The following is a 16,750-nucleotide window of genomic DNA, read 5'->3' as shown; positions in this document are numbered from 1 at the left end:
TGCCATGCGCCAGCATCGGCGCGATGAGCCCTCGCCTGCCCACCGCCGCCCTGCCCGCGCCTGCCGATGCCGCCGCGCGCCGACCCGAAAAGCGGCATTCGCCGGGCGGGTTTGCGCGCGAACTGGCGGCGGCGCTGTTCGGCAATCGCTGCGTGGCTTGCGGCGCGGCGGCCGGCGCGCGCGGCCTGTGCGCCGCCTGCCTGCGCTCGGCCCGGCGCATCGAGCGCCAGCGGCCGCGCTGCCTGCGCTGCGCCGAGGCGCTCGACGCCACCGCATTCCACGCCCTGCCGCTCGACGGCGCCGGCCCGCTGCCGATTTGTGCGCACTGCGCCGCCGCGCCGCCGCCGTGGTCGCAGGCGGTGGTCGGCGCGGCCTATGAACCGCCCTGGGACCGGATCGAGCTGGCGCTCAAATTCGGCGCCGCGCTGCCCAATGCGCCGGCGCTCGCCAGCCTGATCGAGCTGGCGCTGCGCGCGCGCCACGCCGATCTGGCCGGCTGGTGGCTGCTGCCGGTACCGCTCGCGCCGGCCCGGCTGGCCACGCGCGGCTACAACCAGGCCGACCGCATCGCGCGGGCGCTCGCCGCCGGCACCGGCGCGCGGGTGGACAATGGCGCGCTTTTGCGGCGGCTCGACACGCCGGCCATCGCCCGGCTCGGCCGCGCCGCGCGGACCCGCGCGCTGACGGGCGCCTTCGCGCTGGCGCCGGGCGCGCAGCAGCGGCTCGCCGGCCAGCGCATCGCCCTCATCGACGATGTGATGACCACCGGCGCCACGTTGCGCGCCGCCGCGCTCAGCCTTGCGCCGTTGCGGCCCGGCGCGCTCTGCGTGCTGGCTGCGCTGCGCACGCCGCCGCCCGACTCCTGAACCAAGGCTTCTGCAATGTTCGATGTGGTGCTCGTCGAGCCCGAAATCCCGCCCAACACCGGCAATGTCATCCGTCTGTGCGCCAACACCGGCGCGCGGCTGCATCTGATCGAGCCGCTCGGCTTCACGCTCGACGACGCCAAACTGCGCCGCGCCGGGCTCGACTATCACGAGTACGCACGGGTGCGCACGCATGCCAGCTTCGATGCCTTTCTGGCCGCGCGTCAGCCCGATCCGGCGCGGATGTTCGCGCTCAGCCGGCATGCCTCGCGGCCGCATGCCGAGCTCGCCTTCCGGCCCGACGACGTGTTCGTGTTCGGCTGCGAGACGCGCGGCCTGGCGCCCGAACTGCGCGACCGCTTCGCGCCCGAGCAGCGGCTGCGCCTGCCGATGCAGCCCGGCAACCGCTCGCTCAACCTGTCCAACGCGGTCGCGGTGGTGGTGTTCGAGGCCTGGCGCCAGAACGGCTTTGCCGGCGGGCAATAGCCGCGCCCCAAGCAAAAACGGCCGGCAGCTCGACGCCACCGGCCGTTCTCTGCGCGGGCTGCGGTCAGGCCGCCGCGCGGCTCGCCGCAATCAGTTCGCGCATCACTTCGAGCAGTTCGTCTTCGCGGTAGGGCTTGCCCAGATAGGCATTCACGCCGAGCGCTTCGGCATGGTTGCGGTGCTTGTCGGCGGTGCGCGAGGTAATCATCACGATCGGCACATCGGCGATGCGCGAATCGCTGCGCACATTGCGCGTCAGGTCGAAGCCGTCCATCCGCGGCATCTCGATGTCGACCAGCATGACGTCGGGCCGGAACTCCTGGAGCTGCTCCAGCGCATCGACGCCGTCCTTGGCCAGCACCACCTGATAGCCCTCGCGCTGCAGCAGCCGCTGGGTCACGCGGCGCACGGTGACCGAATCGTCGACCACCATCGCCACCGGCAGGCTGGCCAGCGCGCCACTGCGCGGCGCCTCCGGCGTCGGCGGCCGGGCTGCGGCGTCGAGCGCGCCGTCGGCCGCCGCCGCGACCGCCTCGGCCGAAACCGCCTCGCCCTCGGCCTGCGGCGCCGGACGCGGCCTGACGCCGAGCCGCTCGACCAGCTGCACCGGATCGATGATGAGCACCACATCGCCCGAGCCGAGCACGGTCGCGCCAGTGATGCCGACCATCCGCGCCAGCTGCGGGCCGATGTTCTTCACCACCACTTCCTGATTGCCAACCACTTCGTCGACATGCAGCGCCACCCGCTTGCCGCCCGATTCGAGCGTCATCACCGGCGAATAGCGCTGGGCGATGGCATGGCTGTGCAGGTCGCCGAGCAGCGTGGGCAGATAGGCGAAGTCGGCCGGTGCGCCGGCCACGTCGAGCCGGCCGTCGGCATAGGCGGCCGCCAGCTGCGGCGCGCGCAGCTGCTGCACCAGCCCGACCAGCACCGCCGGAATCGCATGCAGCCGGCCGCCGGCGCGCACCAGCACCACCTGGGTCACGGCCAGCGTGAGCGGCAGCCGGATGGTGAAGGTGACGCCCTGGCCCGGCCGGTTGTCGATCTGCACCCGGCCGCCGAGCGCGCCGGCCTCGGCGCGCACCACGTCCATGCCCACGCCGCGCCCGGCCAGCGAGGTGACTTCGTTGGCGGTGGTGAAGCCGGGCGCGAACACCAGCTCGGCCGCCTGGGCGTCGCTGAGGATGGTGCCGGCGGCAATCAGTCCCTTGGCACGCGCCTTGGCGCGGATCGCCTCGACATCGATGCCGGCGCCGTCGTCCTCGAAGGCCAGCTCGACCTCGTTGCCGCGCTGGCGCACCGCCACCACGATGGTCCCGGTCTCGGGCTTGCCAGCGGCCAGCCGGCGCTCGCGCGATTCGATGCCGTGCACGACCGAATTGCGCAGCAGATGCTCGAACGGGCCGGTCATGCGCTCCAGCACGCCGCGGTCGAGTTCGACCGTGGCGCCGCGGATTTCGAGATTGACGCGCTTGCCGATCTCCTTGGCCGACTGGCGCACCACGCGATACAGCCGCTCGGAAGCGCTGTCGACCGGCACCATGCGCACCCGCATCAGGTCTTCCTGCAATTCGCGCGTGAGCCGGGCCTGGCTGGTGAGGCCCTTGTTGGCGCCCTCCATGCCCTTGACGATGTTCTGCTGGAGCGTGGTCACGTCGCTGACCGATTCGGCCAGCATCCGGGTCAGTTCCTGCAAGCGCGAGAAGCGGTCGAATTCGAGCGGATCGAAGGAACGGCCGGCCTCTTTCTCGGCCTCCATCCGGCTCATCATCTGGGCCTCGGCGGCGATCTCGATCTCGCGCAGCTGGCCGCGCAGGCGGCCGACGTTCTCGGTCAGATCGCCAAGCGCGCCCTTGACGGTACCGAGGTCGTTTTCGAGCCGGGCGCGGGCGATGGAGACTTCACCCGCGTTGTTGACCAGCCGGTCGAGCACGTCGGCGCGCACCCGCACCAGCGATTGCGGCCGGGCCGGGCGCTGCGGCGCGGCGGCCGGCCCGGCGGCGTCGGTCGGGCCGGCGGCGGCCGGCAGCGCGGCGGCTTCGGCCACGCCAGCCAGCTGCGGCTCGGCAGCGGCAGGCTCGGCCACCGTCGGCGCGGCGAACGGTTCGGACGGCGGCGCGATCGCGTCGGCCGCCACTTCGGCGTCGCTGCCGGCAAACGGCGCCGGTTCGCCCGGCTCGGTGCCCTCGCCGACCGGATAGCGCGGGCCGTCCGGATCGGTGAGCGGCGCCACCGGCCAGTTGAAGATGCGCGGCGGACCGTGCGGCAGCTCGTCGGCCTCGGCAGCAGGGAATGGCGCCGGTGGCTCGGACGGCGCCGGCACCGGTTCGGCGACCGGCGCCGGGACGACCGGCAGCGCCGCCTCGGCCTGGGGCTCGAAGATCGGCGCATCGCCGGCCAGCCGTCCGAATTCGGCATAGGCGCCGTCGAAGGCTTGCAGCAGGCCGTTGAACAGCTCGGCCGACGGCGTCTGGCGCGCCGCCTCGATGCGCGATTCGATGTCGTGGCAAAGCGCGCCGAGCCGCATCGCGCCGGCCATGCGCGCGCTGCCCTTCACCGTGTGCAGCGCGCGCAGCACGCCGGCGAGGGTTTCGGCATCGGTCGGCGCGGCGGTGAGCCGGGCCAGACCGCTTTCGATGCGCGGCATGTAGTCGCGCCCTTCCTCGATGAAGATGTCGATGAGGTCGGGGTCGATCTCGTTGTCGGGCAGCTCGATCCGGTCGGCGCCATCGGGCTCGGCCGGCGCGACCGGGCTGGCCGCCAGCCGGACTGGCGCGACCGCGACCGGCGCCGCCGGGAGCGCCGGCATTGCCGGCGCCGCATCGGCGACCTCGCCGGCCAGCTCCGACAGGTCGAGGTCGATGTTGCTGATCGAGCGCGTGAACACGTCCTTGGGCGCGAAGCCCACATGCAGCGTGGCGTCGGCCGACGGTTCGTCGGCCGGCAGCTCGATGTCGAGTTCGAGTTCGAGATCGTCGCCGAAGCTGTCGAGCCGGGTCTCGTCGATGGCGGGCGCGGGGCTTTCCTGGCGTGCGGCGCCGGCGCGCTCGCCCCAGTGCAGCGCGAGTTCGTGGGCGCGGGCCAGCAGGCCGGCGTCGGCCTCGGGATACAGGCCGGCGGCAAAGCGATGCAGCATGCCGGCCAGCCCGTCGAGCACGTTGTCGAGCGTGTCGAGCTCGGCGCTGGCGGGCACGATGTGGGCGCGGCTGGCGGCCTGGAGCGATTTCTCGACCGTGCCGGCCAGTTCATGCACCGGCAGCAGGCCGGCGGTGGCCGAGCAGCCGGCAAGCGAATGCGCGGCGCGCACCGCCGGCTCCTGCAGCCGGCCGTCGGGGAACTGGCGCCAGCGCGAGACTTCGGTTTGCAGCCGGCGCAGGCAGTCGTCGGCCTCGGTCAGATAGATCTCGTAGAGCTGGGTCGAGATGACGAGCGGGCCGATGCGACGCTCGTCGGGGCCGACCTGCGGTTCGGCCGACGTGGCGGCCGGTTCGGCTTGGGGCGTGGGGTCGGGCACCGGTTCGGGTTCGAACGCGGGCTCGACCAGCGACGGCGCGGCGGCCACGGAGGCGGTCGCGGCATCGGCGGGCAGCGCCGGTTCGTCGGCCGGCGCCGGCAGTTCGGCCGTCGGCTCGGGCTCGTGGGCCATGCCGCGCACCAGCGAGCTGCCGGCCAGGAAACCCATCGGCAGAGCCTCCTCCTCGCCCGGCGCCGGCGGCGTGCGCAGCAGCGCCTCGATGGCCGGCACGGTGGCCAGCAGCTCGGGCGGAAAGCGCGACGGCGGGATGATCGGCAGCGGCTCGGCCGACGCGGCCGGACTGGCGGCGGCTCCGGCTACCGGCGCGTCGGTTGGCGCGGCCGCGGGTACGTCTGCGGCAGCGTCGGCCTGGGTCGGTTCGGCGACTTCGGCGGCGGCATCGGCGACGGCGGCGATTTCCGCCGCAGCCGAAACCGCCGGCTCGGGCGCGAGCGCATCGACTGCGCCGAGATCGATGTCGAGCGCCGGCTCGCCGACCGGCGCGACGTCGGCGAGCGCAACCGCGCCGTCGAGCCGCTGGGTGGTGGCGGGCCCGACTTCGTCGCGGAAGCGGAAGTCGGGATAAAGCCCGTCGTCGTTCTGGAAATCCGGATCGAAACCGGGTTCATGGTCAAGCGGCGGCGCCGGGTAAACAGGTGAGTCAGGCGCCGCGAATGTGTGCTCACCACTCAAAAAAAAATGCTCGCCCTCCCGCACCCGGTCGGCTGCCGCGATGAGCCGTTCAGGCAACACCGCATGCAACTGGCCGGCGGCGATCTGCTCGACCCAGCTGCCGAACTGGCGATGCGCCGCGTGCGTCAGCCCGAACAGCGCCGTGTTGCCCGGCCGCTCCTCGGCCAGCCACACGTTGTAGACCTGCTCCAGCGCCCAGGCGGCCTCGCCGAACTGGCGCAGGCCGACCATCCGGCTCGATCCCTTGAGCGTGTGGAAGCTGCGCCGCAGCGTGGTGAGATTGCCCTGATGGCCCGGATCGCCCTTGCAGCGGCCGAGCGCGCCGTCGATGGTGTCGAGCACCTCGCGCGCTTCGCCCAAGAAGATGTCGAGCAGCTCGGCGTCGATGGTCTCGTCGTCGGCCGCGGCCAGCGCAAGCGTGGCGGCGTCGGGCGCCGGCGCGTCGAGCGAGGCCGGATTGCGATGGTCGAGTTCGGCGAGCGCGAGGCCGAGCGCCTCGACCGAGCCTTCGGGCCCGGTCTGGCCGGCCAGCGCCAGCGCATTGGCGGCGGCGATCTGGAGCCGGCTGTCGTCGACCAGATCGGCGTCCTGGCGGATCTGCGTGAGCAGGCCTTGCAGCGCCGGCACCACGCCGGTGGCGCCCGCGTCGCCGGCTTCGCGCAGCTGACCGAACAGTTCGCGCGCGCTGTCGATGCTGGCGCGGATCTCCTGCTCGACGCTGTCGTGATCGGCCGGCGCGGCGTCCGCGACCTCGATCGGCTCGATCGGCTCGATCGGCTCGATCGGCTCGGTCAGCTCGACCACTTCGGTCAGTTCGGCGAGCGGCGCATCGGCCAGTTCATGCGGCGCGAGCGTCAGCTCGGCGGCAGCGGCGTCGGGCTCGGGCGCGATGGCATGCAGCGGCGGCGGCACGGTCTCGGTCGGGCCACGACGCGGGCCGTCGGCGCCCTTGACGCGCCAGCCGCCGCGCTCGGGATCGCGCTCGAGTTCGGGATGCGGCGCGCCGGTCGGCTGGCGCAGCGAATCGACCACGAAGCCGAGCGCGCCGAAGGTCTGGGCCACGCGGTCGAACTCGACCGGATCGGGCTCGACCGTGGGATCGGAGAAGCGCTCGATCGCGGCGCGGCAGTCTTCCATCGCCTGATGGGCGCTGTCGTGCTCCAGCAGCGCGAGCGCGCCGGCGCTCTGCGCCAGCAGCGCGGCGCAGTTGCCCAGGCCGTCGCGCCGGGTCGGATCGCGGAAGAAGGCGTCGAGCGCCTGCTCGATGGCGCGCAGATTGGCCTGGATCTCGCCGACCAGCGTGGCCATGGTGGCGCGCTCGTGGGCTTCGCTCGACAGCGCGGCCAGCCAGGCCACCGACTCGGTGCTCGGCTCGCCGGCCAGCGCATCGCGCAGCCGCGCGGCGATGGTCTCGGCGCGCTCGGCGTATTCGGGGCTCAGGCGGTTGAAGGTGTCGAGCCCGTGTTCGAGGAACAGCACGGCGGTCGCGGTCTCGATCGCCAGCTCGGGCGTGGTGACGCCGGGCGCGGCGGCGCAGGTCTCGGCCACGCCAACGATGGCCGACGAGACGGTGACGATGCCCGGCTCGGCCAGCTCGGCCGCGACGTCGGCAAACAGCCGCGCCTGACGCAGCAGGCTGCCGGCCTCGGTCGGCTTGCCGCCGACATAGCGGTCCCAGGCCGAGCGCACGGCGGCGAGCTGCTCGCGCGCGCGCTTGACCACGCGGTTGTCGACCCGGCCGTAGCGCGGCTGCGCATAGTCGCGCGGCACCTCGGCCAGCCGGTACACGCTGCGCACCCGGGCGATCTCGGGCGATTGCGAATCGGCCGTCGACAGATGGAACAGCGCATCGGCGAGCAGCCGCTCGGCCAGCGCCGGCTGACCGCTCACGGCGCGCCGCATCTGCATGTTGACGCGCGCCGCCAGCCGCTTGAGATGCAGGTCGTCGGGCGCGACCGCGCCTTCGGCCAGCCCCTGGCAGAGCGCATGCAGCACGGTCCAGAACGAGCGCGCGGCGCCCGGCGTCTGCGCGGTGCGGAAGTTGCGCACCGCCGAACCCATCTCGGACGCGGCCGTGGCCGGATCGATGTTGCGCAGCAGCTTGAGCAGGCCGCGCTCGTACTGCGCGCGCGCCGGCGCCAGCGCAGCCGGATCGGCGACCGGCTCGCAACTGTCGTCGTCGATCACGCGCTCGCCGAGCTGCGGGAAGAACAGGTCGGCCGGATGGGCCCGGTCGATGCCGATGATGCGGGCCAACTCGCGGTACTGCGGAAACAGCCGCACCGGCTGATGCGGCTGGCCGGCGAGCAGGTCGTCGAGATAGTCGACCAGTCCGGCAAAGGCGCGCTCGATGCTCGCCACCGTGTCGGGCGAGCAGAGCGAGGGCGCGTCGACGAAGCGGTCATAGACCCGCTCGCCGAGCGCGGTGATCTGCGGCACGCCGTCGAGATCGACCATCTGCAGCGCGCCGTGCGCCTGATGCAGATGGGTGCGCGCGACGCGCAGCTGGGTGATCTCGTCGGCATGCACCGAAAAATTGCGCAGTCCGGCGATCGACGCTTCGAGCGCCTGCCGGACCTCGTCGATGACCCAGGACAGCGGACCGGTATCGATCCCTGCCGAGGCGTTGGCCGTCGTCATTCGCTAACTCCTTCTGGGCGAATCAGGCGACGCGGAAGCGTGCGACCGAGTTCTTCAGTTCCTTGGCGAGCGCGGCCAGTTCGCGGATCGAGCGCGCGGTCTGTTCGGTACCGAGCGAGGTCTGCTCGGTCACCGTCAGGATTCGCTCGATGCTGCGCGCCACGCTGCCGGCCGAGCCGGCCTGCTCCGACGTGGTGGTGGAGATGCGCTCGATCAGCTCGGCCAGCGTGCGCGACACCTCGCCGATGCCTTCGAGCGAACGGCCCGCGTCATCGGACAGCCGCGCGCCTTCGACCACACCCGCGGTCGACTTTTCCATGGCCGCCACCGCGTCCTGGGTATCGGTCTGGATGGTGCGGATCAGCGCCGCGATCTGCTTGGCCGCCTCGCCCGAGCGTTCGGCCAGCCGCTGCACTTCCTCGGCCACCACCGAGAAGCCGCGTCCCGCCTCGCCGGCCGACGCGGCCTGGATGGCGGCGTTGAGCGCCAGCACATTGGTCTGCTCGGTAATGTCGGTAATCAGCTCGACGATTTCACCGATCTCCTGCGACGACTCACCCAGCCGCTTGATCCGCTTGGACGTGTCCTGGATCTGCTCGCGGATTTCGTTCATGCCCGAGATCGCGTTCTGCACCGCGAGCCGGCCGTCGGCGGCCGCCTTCAGCGACTGCCGCGCCACCTCGGCCGATTCGGCCGCCGACGTCGACACTTCCTGAATCTGCTGCGCCATCAGCAGCACCGACTCGCCGGTCTCGCGGATTTCGCGCGACTGCGACTCGGATGCGGTGAGCAGCGCCTGCGAGCGCTGGGCCGCCTGGCTCGACGCATTCGCCACCTGCTCGGCGGCGTTGTTGATCCGGCCGACCAGGTTGCGCAGTTCCTCGACCGTGTAGTTGACCGAGTCGGCAATGGCGCCGGTGATGTCCTCGGACACCGTGGCCTGCACCGTCAAGTCGCCGTCGGCCACCTCTTGCAGTTCGTTCATCAGCCGCAGAATCGCCGCCTGGTTCTGGTCGTTGACGCGCTTCATTTCCTGCTCTTGCCGCTCGGCCTGCTCGCGCCGGCCTTCGGCCTCGACCGCCCGGCGCTGGCTCTCGTCGATGAAGCTCTTGCCGAGCGCGATGCCCAGCCCGACCACCAGCGCACCGCTCACCAGAATGATGAGGAAGTCGACCTTGCGGCCCGAGTCCTCGGCCAGATAGGCCGCGCGCAGCTCCAGCAGTCCGTCCTTCACCGCCTCGGAGTCGGTCGCGATGCGGGCGGCAAAACCGCGCGCCTCCTGCATCTGCTTGGCCGGCTCCATGCTCATCAGGCCGCCGAGCGCTTCGCGGTAGCGCGCGACGATGGCGCGCAGCCGGGCCACGCCGGCGCGGGTGTCGGCATCGTCGGTGGCGCGCTCCTGCTGGTCGAGCGCCTCGGAAAAGCGCGTGAGCTGGGCATCGAGCCGGCCGATCGCGGTCGCATCGTTGTTGAGCGCCGCGCTGGCGCCCATCAGCGCGCCGATGGTCCGCGTGACCTCGCCGGCCTGGGCCGCGAGCTGGAGCGAACTGACGTAGTCGCGCCCGGCCGCGCCGCGCGTGCGCGCCGCCGCCAGCTGACGCTCGACGATGGTGATGAGCTCGCGGTCGGCGCCCTTGGTCGCCTCGAAGGCGCGGCTTTGCTGCGCGATCAGCGCCTCGGCACCCTCGATGCGATTGGCCGCCGCATCGCTCGGCTCCCACAGCTTGGCGAGCTTATCGTAGGCCGCGGTCGAATCGCCCGAGGTGGAGTTCTGCAGCTCGACCAGACTGCGCTGCACCGTGCCGTGGGCATCGCGGAAGATGGCATAGGCCGCCTGCGAGCCGACCACCGCATCGCCGGCGGCACGCGCCATGCGCTGGGTGTGCATCAGCAGCGAGCCGACCACGTCGATCTGGCGGCTGAGCCGATTGGCCACGCTGAAGTCATAGGCCAGCGTCGCGGTGCCGATCACCGCCGCCGCCGCCAGCGCGCCAATCATCCAGCGCGTGTCGGCACCGACGCGGGCGCCGGGCAGGCCCTCGGCCTCGCCCGGCACCGCCAAGGCGGGCGCCGGCGCAGCCCCCGCGCGCCCGAGGCGTCCGCCCAGCCCGGACGGCAGTCGCAATACGGGGAACCTGAATGCCATGAGCCTCTCCTGTATCCCGCCCGTCGTCGGGCGAGCTGTTCAATGTGAATTCGGGAACCGCAATCTCAGATGGCCGAGATGTGCAGGAAGCGCGCATCGGTCGCCAGTGTCGCCAGACTGAGTTCGCGCCAGTCGCGCCGCTGATCGTCGGTCCAGACCGCCGCGCCGAGCGCACCCGGCTCGGTCGCCGATTCTGTACGGGTCCAGGCGCCGGTGGCGTGCAGACCAAGCATGCGGCTGACCAGCACCGCGGCGTTGATGTCGAGCCCCGCGCCAAACACCAGCAGCCGGCTGTCGCGGTCGAGCCGGGTCGGCGCGCCACCGAGATAGCGCGCCAGATCAACCACGCTCAGCAGATTGCCGCGCACGCTGGTCAGGCCGCAGAACCACGGCAGCGTGTGCGGCACCGGCACGATGCCCGGCACCGGCACGATTTCGCCGGCCTCGGTCAGATCGACCAGCCAGCGCTCGTCGTTGATGCCGATGCCCAGATGCGAGCTGCCGACATGCGAAACCTTGGCGCGCGCCAGCCGCTCGGTGAGATCGGCCTGGAACTGGCGCAGGCGGGTGCGGGGCTCGTTGCGTGCCATGGGATGCGTCAGGCGCCGAGCGCCGCGATCTTCGACAGCAGTTCGTCGGCGTTGATGGGCTTGGTGACGTAGTCGCGCGCGCCCTGGCGCATGCCCCAGATCTTGTCGGTTTCCTGGCTCTTGCTGGTGCACATGATCACGGGGATGTGGCCCACGTCGGGGTCGCGCGAGATCTGGCGCGTGATCTGGAAGCCGTTGGCACCCGGCATGACCACGTCCATCAGGATGAGGTCGGGACGCTGCTCATGCGTCTTGGCGACGGCTTCCTCGCCAGAATCGGCGGTGGTCACCACGAAACCGGCCTTGGTGAGCAGGTCGGCGAGGAAAAAACGCTCGGTCGGGGAATCGTCGACGACGAGAACCTTCTTGATCGCCATGAATTATTTCTCCGGGGAAGGGACGACTCAGGCGGCGCGGCCGGCGTGGGCGCGGACGGTCTTGAGCAGGCTGTCCTTGGTGAAGGGCTTGGTGAGGTATTCGTCCGACCCGACCAGCCGGCCCCGGGCCCGGTCGAACAGGCCGTCCTTGGAGGACAGCATGATCACCGGGGTGACGTGAAATTTCGGGCTCTTCTTGATGAGGGCGCAGGTCTGGTAGCCATCGAGCCGCGGCATGAGGATGTCGCAGAAGATGAGATCGGGGACGTGGTCGCTGATCTTGGCGAGCGCATCGAAGCCGTCTTCGGCCAGGATCACCTGGCATCCGGCCTGGACGAGAAAAATCTCTGCGCTGCGTCGAATCGTGCTGGAGTCATCGATCACCATGACCTTGATGCCGGCCAGCGGGGAGTCTTGAGTCATCGGATAAGCCTGATCCGCATCGCCGCAGCCGACGATGCCTGGGGAGAAACGATTCTAGTGGCGGGTCATGACGCAGGCGCAGCACGCCTTGCCGCTAATGTGCAATCGCACGCGTCCTTGACCCGACAAGACGGTGACTTTTGCTCTTTCTCAAAGCTCCGTCAGCTCGAAATCTTCCTTGCGCGCGCCGCATTCGGGGCAAGTCCAATTCGGCGGGACGTCTTCCCAGCGGGTGCCGGGCGGAATGCCCTCTTCGGGCGCTCCGGCCGCTTCGTCATAGATCCAGCCGCAAATCAGGCACATCCAGGTCTTCATCTTCGAATGGGGATAGTGAACTTCGGGTGAGGGAGCGACGCCGGACGCCGCGCGGGCGGGGCGAACGGAGTCGCTAGAATCGGTCGGGACGGTCCGGCTGCCGGCCGCGAGCGGCGGCGCGCCGGGCCGGCCCGACCAGCGCGCATTCTGCCCGGTCCCGTCCCGGAACTCCTCATGACCGATGTCAACACCCCCCCGCTGATCCTCACCTTCGCCGCCACCGATCCCACGTCGGGCGCCGGCTTGCAGGCCGATCTGCTCACCTTTGCCGCGATGGGCTGCCACGGGCTGTCCATCGTCACCGGCGTGACCGTGCAGGACACGGCCGGCGTCGAGGGCATGCTCGTGATGGAAGGCGAATGGGTCGAGGATCAGGCCCGGCTGCTGCTCGAAGACATGCGCGTGTCGGCCATCAAGGTCGGCGTGCTCGGCTCGGCCGAGAACGTGCAGATCGTGGCCGAGATCGCATCCGACTATCCCGAGCTGCCGCTGGTGCTCGATCCGGTGCTGTCGTCGGGCCGCGGCGATCCGTTTGCCGACGAGGACCTGATTGGCGCGATGTGCGAGCTGCTGCTGCCGCAGACCCTGCTCATCACGCCCAACAGCATCGAGGCGCGCCGGCTCGCCTACCGCGACGAGGAGGAGCCCGACGAAGAACCCGACCTCGCCGAATGCGCGAGCCGGCTGCTCGCGATGGGCGTGGAGAACGTGCTCATCACCGGCACCCACGAGGGCACGCCCACCGTGGTGAACCGCCTGTACAACGCCACCGGCCTGGTGCGCAGCGACGAATGGGAGCGGCTGCCGGGCACCTACCACGGCTCGGGCTGCACGCTGGCCTCGGCGATCGCGGCGCTGCTGGGCCAGGGCATGGCCCTGCCCGACGCGGTGCGCGAGGCCCAGGAATTCACCTGGGCGGCGCTGGCCGGCGGCTTCCGACCAGGCATGGGGCAGTCGCTGCCCGACCGCTTCTTCTGGGCGCGCGCCGAAGAAGACGGCGAGGAAGCGGCGCCATGACCGGCGGCACCGGCCAGCGCACGCTGCCGCCAGCCGCCAGTCCGGCCGAGCTGCGCATCGCCGCGCGCCGCGCGCTGCGCGGCCTCTACGCCATCACGCCCGAAGACCTGCGCGGCCCGGCGCTGGTGACCGCCACCGCCGCCGCCGTGGCCGGTGGCGCCGCGCTCGTGCAATACCGCGCCAAGCATGACGACGCCGCCCAGCGGCTCGCCGATGCCCACGCGCTCGCCGCCGCCTGCCGCCACGCCGGCGCCCTCTTCTTCGTCAACGACGACGCCGAACTGGCCCTCGCGGTCGGCGCCGACGGCGTGCACCTCGGCCGCGACGACGGCCCCATCGCCGCGCTGCGCGCCGCGCAGCCGCGCCTGCTGATCGGCGCCAGCTGCTATGCCGAGCCCGAGCGCGCCCGCGCCGCCGCCGCAGCGGGCGCCGACTACCTCGCCTTCGGCGCGGTCTTCCCGTCGCCGACCAAGCCCGCCGCCGTGCGCGCACCGCTCGCGCTGTTCGATGAAGCGCGCGCGCTCGGCCTGCCGCTGGTCGCCATCGGCGGCATCACGCTGGTCAATGCCGGCGAAGTCATCGCCGCCGGCGCCGACGCGCTTGCCGTGGTCACCGACCTGTTCCGCGCGCCCGACATCGCCGCGCGCGCCAGCCAATACGCGCAGCTCTGGCGCTGACGCGCCGGCCGCCCTCCCCTCAAGCCTTCACGGAGACTCCTCATGAGCAGGAACGACGAACTCTTTGCGCGCGCCCAGCGCAGCATTCCCGGCGGCGTCAACTCGCCGGTCCGCGCCTTCCGCCAGGTCGGCGGCACGCCGCGCTTTTTTGAACGCGGCGCCGGCGCCCGGCTGTGGGACGCCGACGGCAGCGAATACATCGACTACGTCGGCTCCTGGGGCCCGATGATCCTCGGCCACGCCCACCCCACGGTGGTCGAAGCCGTGCAGCGCGCCGCCGCCGAGGGCCTGGGCTACGGCGCCCCGACCGAAGCCGAAATCGTCATCGCCGAAGAGGTGATGAAGCTCGTGCCCTCGCTCGAAAAGATCCGCTTCGTGTCGAGCGGCACCGAAGCCGCGATGAGCGCCATCCGCCTCGCGCGCGGCGCCACCGGCCGCACCCGCATCGTCAAGTTCGACGGCTGCTACCACGGCCACGCCGACTCACTGCTGGTGAAGGCCGGCAGCGGCCTGCTCACCTTCGGCAACCCGACCAGCGCCGGCGTGCCGGCCGACTTTGCCGCGCACACCCTGGTGCTCGACTACAACGACATCGACGCCATCGACGAATGCTTCGCCAGGCTCGGCAGCGAAATCGCCTGCGTCATCGTCGAGCCCATCGCCGGCAACATGAACTTCGTGCGCGGCACGCCGCAATGGCACGCCCGCCTGCGCGAGCTGTGCACCCAGCACGGCGCGGTGCTGATCTGGGACGAGGTGATGACGGGCTTTCGCGTGGCGCTCGGCGGCGCGCAGTCGCTCTACGGCATCGCGCCCGACCTGACGGTGCTGGGCAAGGTGATCGGCGGCGGGCTGCCGGTCGCGGCCTTCGGCGGTCGCGCCGACGTGATGAAGTTTCTGGCGCCGGAAGGCCCGGTCTATCAGGCCGGCACGCTGTCGGGCAATCCGGTGGCGGTCGCGGCGGGGCTGAGCACGCTCAAGCTGATCCAGGAGCCGGGCTTTCACGAGCGGCTCGGCGCGCAGACCGCCAGGCTGATGGCCGGCTTCAAGGCTGCGGCCGAGAGCGCCGGGCTGCCGCTGGCGGTGGACAGCGTGGGCGGGATGTTCGGCTTCTACTTCCGCGACGGCCTGCCCGGCACGCTGAGCGAAGTGCACACGGCGGATGTGGAACGGTTCAAGAAGTTCTTCCACGCGATGCTGGATCGCGGCGTGTATCTGGCGCCGTCGGCGTATGAGGCGGGGTTTGTGAGCGCCGCGCACGATGACGCGGTGGTGGCGGAGACGCTGGTGAAGGCGGCGGGGGCGTTCAAGGCGGTGGCTTAAGCGGCAAGGTAATTAATTCAAGTATTGCGTATCGCCAAAATCGATCCGCAATACTGTATTTTTCAACGAAAGTCATTTGTACGCATTTGCATTTTTATGGCTTAAGACTTCAACAAATTACATATATTGCGATCAGTGGCCCTGCCTTAATAAAAATATAGTTAAATCGCCCCACTAGCAAATTTAGACACTATAAATATAGTGAATTACATTCCATCTTAAACTTGACGAACCCCACAATCGTGCACACGATATCGTATTTTTCGACGCCGATACGACAACGCCATAGTCATAATATTAGAATCGGTAACCCAGCCTAATGTTGGCCCACAGCGCCAACAGCATCTTGCGAATGAATTGCAAGGTTGTCTCGCCGATACACAACCCGTCAGCGCTCGCCCGCCCCTCGACATCGGGGCTTACCATATTCGCCACACATTGGAGACACAATGTCCAACAGAAGCGCAGTTGATACGATTCGAGGGTATTTTTATCAATTTGATTTATCCATATTAAGCATCGTCACACTCCCGAATCCCGACGACTCAATTGAAATTGAATGCATAGAGGATATCGACATTCGATCCGCAAACGAAACTACAGCAACTCAATGCAAATATTACGCAAAAACAGAATACAACCATTCAGTGATCAAAGAAGCAGTGATGTATATGCTATCGCACTTTAAAGAAGTTCTTGACGGGATTAAACCAAAAGTAGCATATATCATTCAGGGCCACTTTGCAGGGGGCCAAGAAAAACTGGATGGCAAAATCGACGTTGATTTTCTGAAGCAAAATTTTTTACATACAAAAAAGATGGAATCGTTCGCCATCACGACATCGAACTTGGGTTGAGCAACACCGACGTCTTAGAATTCCTACGGCGCCTAACAATAAATGTTCGCGCGGTTGATTTTGACTCGCAATTTAATCTAGTTTTGCAGCATCTAAAAACTCATTTTAATTGCAGACAAGCCAGCGCCGAGTACTTTTTTTACAACAGCGCACTCGCGGCAATCAGAGAGATAGCAATCAAATCGGCAGCCGCCGATAGAAGAATCACAAAAGCAGAGTTTTTAAGAAAAATCAATAAAACCAATGTTCTTTTTGATGAATGGCTGATCCAAAAGAAAGGCAAGAAAGCACATTACGCCAATCTTCGCCAAGAATACTTCACTCTTCTAAACATCTCTCCGTTTGAGCGCTTTTTTCTCTTTGAGATCGATAGTAAATCTTACGATAGAGCAAATCTAAAAGAGCTACTTTTTATTACCTCAATGAAATGGTCAAAGCTTACAAAGCGGGAGCCAACTCCTTTTTGTCCATACGTATATGTTCATGGGCTTACTGACAGCGAATTAGTTGAGCTTAAAAATGAACTGCAAACAGAAGAATTTCGAATTATTGACGGGCACAATTTTCAAGGTGCAAATTTCGATTCAAAGACAATCGCACAACAAGCAACGCCAGGAAATAAGATTCGACTTAAGATTCTTAATTCACTCGACGCATTACGCGCGACTGTGACATCAATCAATAAAACAAGAAAAGTTTATCAATTTTACCTAAACACTGCTTACTTCGTCTTCGACGATACTGCAGTTCATCACGTGAAGATTCAAGTGGAAAGCCCACTTGATATCAAAACGATTATCTGAATCTGAAACTACTCGGAAGC

At 68.3% G+C, this 16,750-nt stretch carries 13 protein-coding genes; 7 read left to right on the top strand and 6 right to left on the bottom strand.

From position 1 onward, the window contains the following. The first annotated feature begins 23 nt into the window (after positions 1 to 23). A complete protein-coding gene (locus B9P64_RS24605; RefSeq protein ID WP_139826392.1) occupies positions 24 to 866 on the top strand; it encodes a ComF family protein in 843 nt (280 codons plus the stop codon). A 15-nt stretch (positions 867 to 881) separates the two neighbouring features. Further along, positions 882 to 1,352: a tRNA (cytidine(34)-2'-O)-methyltransferase gene (locus B9P64_RS18670; RefSeq protein WP_085317670.1), complete on the top strand. Its 471-nt coding sequence runs from the start codon at positions 882 to 884 to the stop codon at positions 1,350 to 1,352. Positions 1,353 to 1,416: 64 nt separating this feature from the next. Here the strand turns inward: B9P64_RS18670 and B9P64_RS18665 are convergent, their stop codons facing one another. From B9P64_RS18665 to B9P64_RS18640, 6 genes are all read right to left on the bottom strand, one after another. Beyond that, complete coding sequence (locus B9P64_RS18665) at positions 1,417 to 8,202, bottom strand: hybrid sensor histidine kinase/response regulator (RefSeq protein ID WP_085317669.1); 6,786 nt, start codon at positions 8,200 to 8,202, stop codon at positions 1,417 to 1,419. 22 nt (positions 8,203 to 8,224) lie between these two features. Next, positions 8,225 to 10,348, bottom strand: coding sequence for a methyl-accepting chemotaxis protein (locus tag B9P64_RS18660; protein ID WP_085317668.1), 2,124 nt, complete (start codon positions 10,346 to 10,348; stop codon positions 8,225 to 8,227). A gap of 65 nt (positions 10,349 to 10,413) precedes the next feature. Next, a complete protein-coding gene (locus B9P64_RS18655; protein WP_085317667.1) occupies positions 10,414 to 10,938 on the bottom strand; it encodes a chemotaxis protein CheW in 525 nt (174 codons plus the stop codon). Between the two features lie 8 nt (positions 10,939 to 10,946). Further along, entirely contained in the window at positions 10,947 to 11,315 is a 369-nt protein-coding gene (locus B9P64_RS18650) for a response regulator transcription factor (RefSeq protein WP_085317666.1), read from the bottom strand. Positions 11,316 to 11,342: 27 nt separating this feature from the next. After that, positions 11,343 to 11,738 (bottom strand): response regulator, encoded by a 396-nt coding sequence (locus tag B9P64_RS18645; RefSeq protein ID WP_085317665.1) that lies wholly within the window; start codon positions 11,736 to 11,738, stop codon positions 11,343 to 11,345. A 150-nt stretch (positions 11,739 to 11,888) separates the two neighbouring features. Next, complete coding sequence (locus B9P64_RS18640) at positions 11,889 to 12,053, bottom strand: rubredoxin (protein WP_085317664.1); 165 nt, start codon at positions 12,051 to 12,053, stop codon at positions 11,889 to 11,891. Between the two features lie 174 nt (positions 12,054 to 12,227). Between B9P64_RS18640 and thiD the strand changes: the two genes are divergently transcribed. The 5 genes from thiD to B9P64_RS18620 all read left to right on the top strand — a co-directional run bounded on the left by thiD (position 12,228) and on the right by B9P64_RS18620 (position 16,730). Then, positions 12,228 to 13,070, top strand: a complete 843-nt coding sequence (thiD, locus tag B9P64_RS18635) for a bifunctional hydroxymethylpyrimidine kinase/phosphomethylpyrimidine kinase (protein WP_085317663.1) — start codon at positions 12,228 to 12,230, stop codon at positions 13,068 to 13,070. 56 nt (positions 13,071 to 13,126) lie between these two features. Continuing rightward, on the top strand, positions 13,127 to 13,747 hold the full coding sequence (thiE, locus tag B9P64_RS18630) for a thiamine phosphate synthase (protein ID WP_407919694.1): 621 nt from the start codon (positions 13,127 to 13,129) through the stop codon (positions 13,745 to 13,747). Positions 13,748 to 13,789: 42 nt separating this feature from the next. Then, the gene (gene hemL, locus B9P64_RS18625) at positions 13,790 to 15,070 is read left to right on the top strand and encodes a glutamate-1-semialdehyde 2,1-aminomutase (RefSeq protein WP_085317661.1); all 1,281 of its coding nucleotides are present in this window, start codon (positions 13,790 to 13,792) and stop codon (positions 15,068 to 15,070) included. 449 nt (positions 15,071 to 15,519) lie between these two features. Beyond that, a complete protein-coding gene (locus B9P64_RS28230; RefSeq protein ID WP_235840042.1) occupies positions 15,520 to 15,927 on the top strand; it encodes a hypothetical protein in 408 nt (135 codons plus the stop codon). Further along, positions 15,924 to 16,730 (top strand): DUF4297 family anti-phage-associated protein, encoded by an 807-nt coding sequence (locus B9P64_RS18620; RefSeq protein ID WP_235840041.1) that lies wholly within the window; start codon positions 15,924 to 15,926, stop codon positions 16,728 to 16,730. Before B9P64_RS28230 ends, B9P64_RS18620 begins: the two co-directional genes overlap by 4 nt. The last annotated feature ends 20 nt before the right edge of the window (positions 16,731 to 16,750 follow it).

Source organism: Derxia lacustris, from assembly GCF_002105195.1.
GTDB classification, from domain to species: domain Bacteria; phylum Pseudomonadota; class Gammaproteobacteria; order Burkholderiales; family Burkholderiaceae_E; genus Derxia; species Derxia lacustris.
Note: the sequence above shows the minus strand (reverse complement) of the source record. Positions and strands in the feature narration are given on the sequence as shown.

Excerpts from the sequence above, each read along its gene's own strand:
- B9P64_RS24605 (WP_139826392.1), top strand. The coding sequence starts at position 24 with ATGAGCCCTCGCCTGCCCACCGCCGCCCTGCCCGCGCCTGCCGATGCC.
- B9P64_RS18670 (WP_085317670.1), top strand. The coding sequence starts at position 882 with ATGTTCGATGTGGTGCTCGTCGAGCCCGAAATCCCGCCCAACACCGGC.
- B9P64_RS18665 (WP_085317669.1), bottom strand. The coding sequence starts at position 8,202 with ATGACGACGGCCAACGCCTCGGCAGGGATCGATACCGGTCCGCTGTCC.
- B9P64_RS18660 (WP_085317668.1), bottom strand. The coding sequence starts at position 10,348 with ATGGCATTCAGGTTCCCCGTATTGCGACTGCCGTCCGGGCTGGGCGGA.
- B9P64_RS18655 (WP_085317667.1), bottom strand. The coding sequence starts at position 10,938 with ATGGCACGCAACGAGCCCCGCACCCGCCTGCGCCAGTTCCAGGCCGAT.
- B9P64_RS18650 (WP_085317666.1), bottom strand. The coding sequence starts at position 11,315 with ATGGCGATCAAGAAGGTTCTCGTCGTCGACGATTCCCCGACCGAGCGT.
- B9P64_RS18645 (WP_085317665.1), bottom strand. The coding sequence starts at position 11,738 with ATGACTCAAGACTCCCCGCTGGCCGGCATCAAGGTCATGGTGATCGAT.
- B9P64_RS18640 (WP_085317664.1), bottom strand. The coding sequence starts at position 12,053 with ATGAAGACCTGGATGTGCCTGATTTGCGGCTGGATCTATGACGAAGCG.
- thiD (WP_085317663.1), top strand. The coding sequence starts at position 12,228 with ATGACCGATGTCAACACCCCCCCGCTGATCCTCACCTTCGCCGCCACC.
- hemL (WP_085317661.1), top strand. The coding sequence starts at position 13,790 with ATGAGCAGGAACGACGAACTCTTTGCGCGCGCCCAGCGCAGCATTCCC.
- B9P64_RS28230 (WP_235840042.1), top strand. The coding sequence starts at position 15,520 with ATGTCCAACAGAAGCGCAGTTGATACGATTCGAGGGTATTTTTATCAA.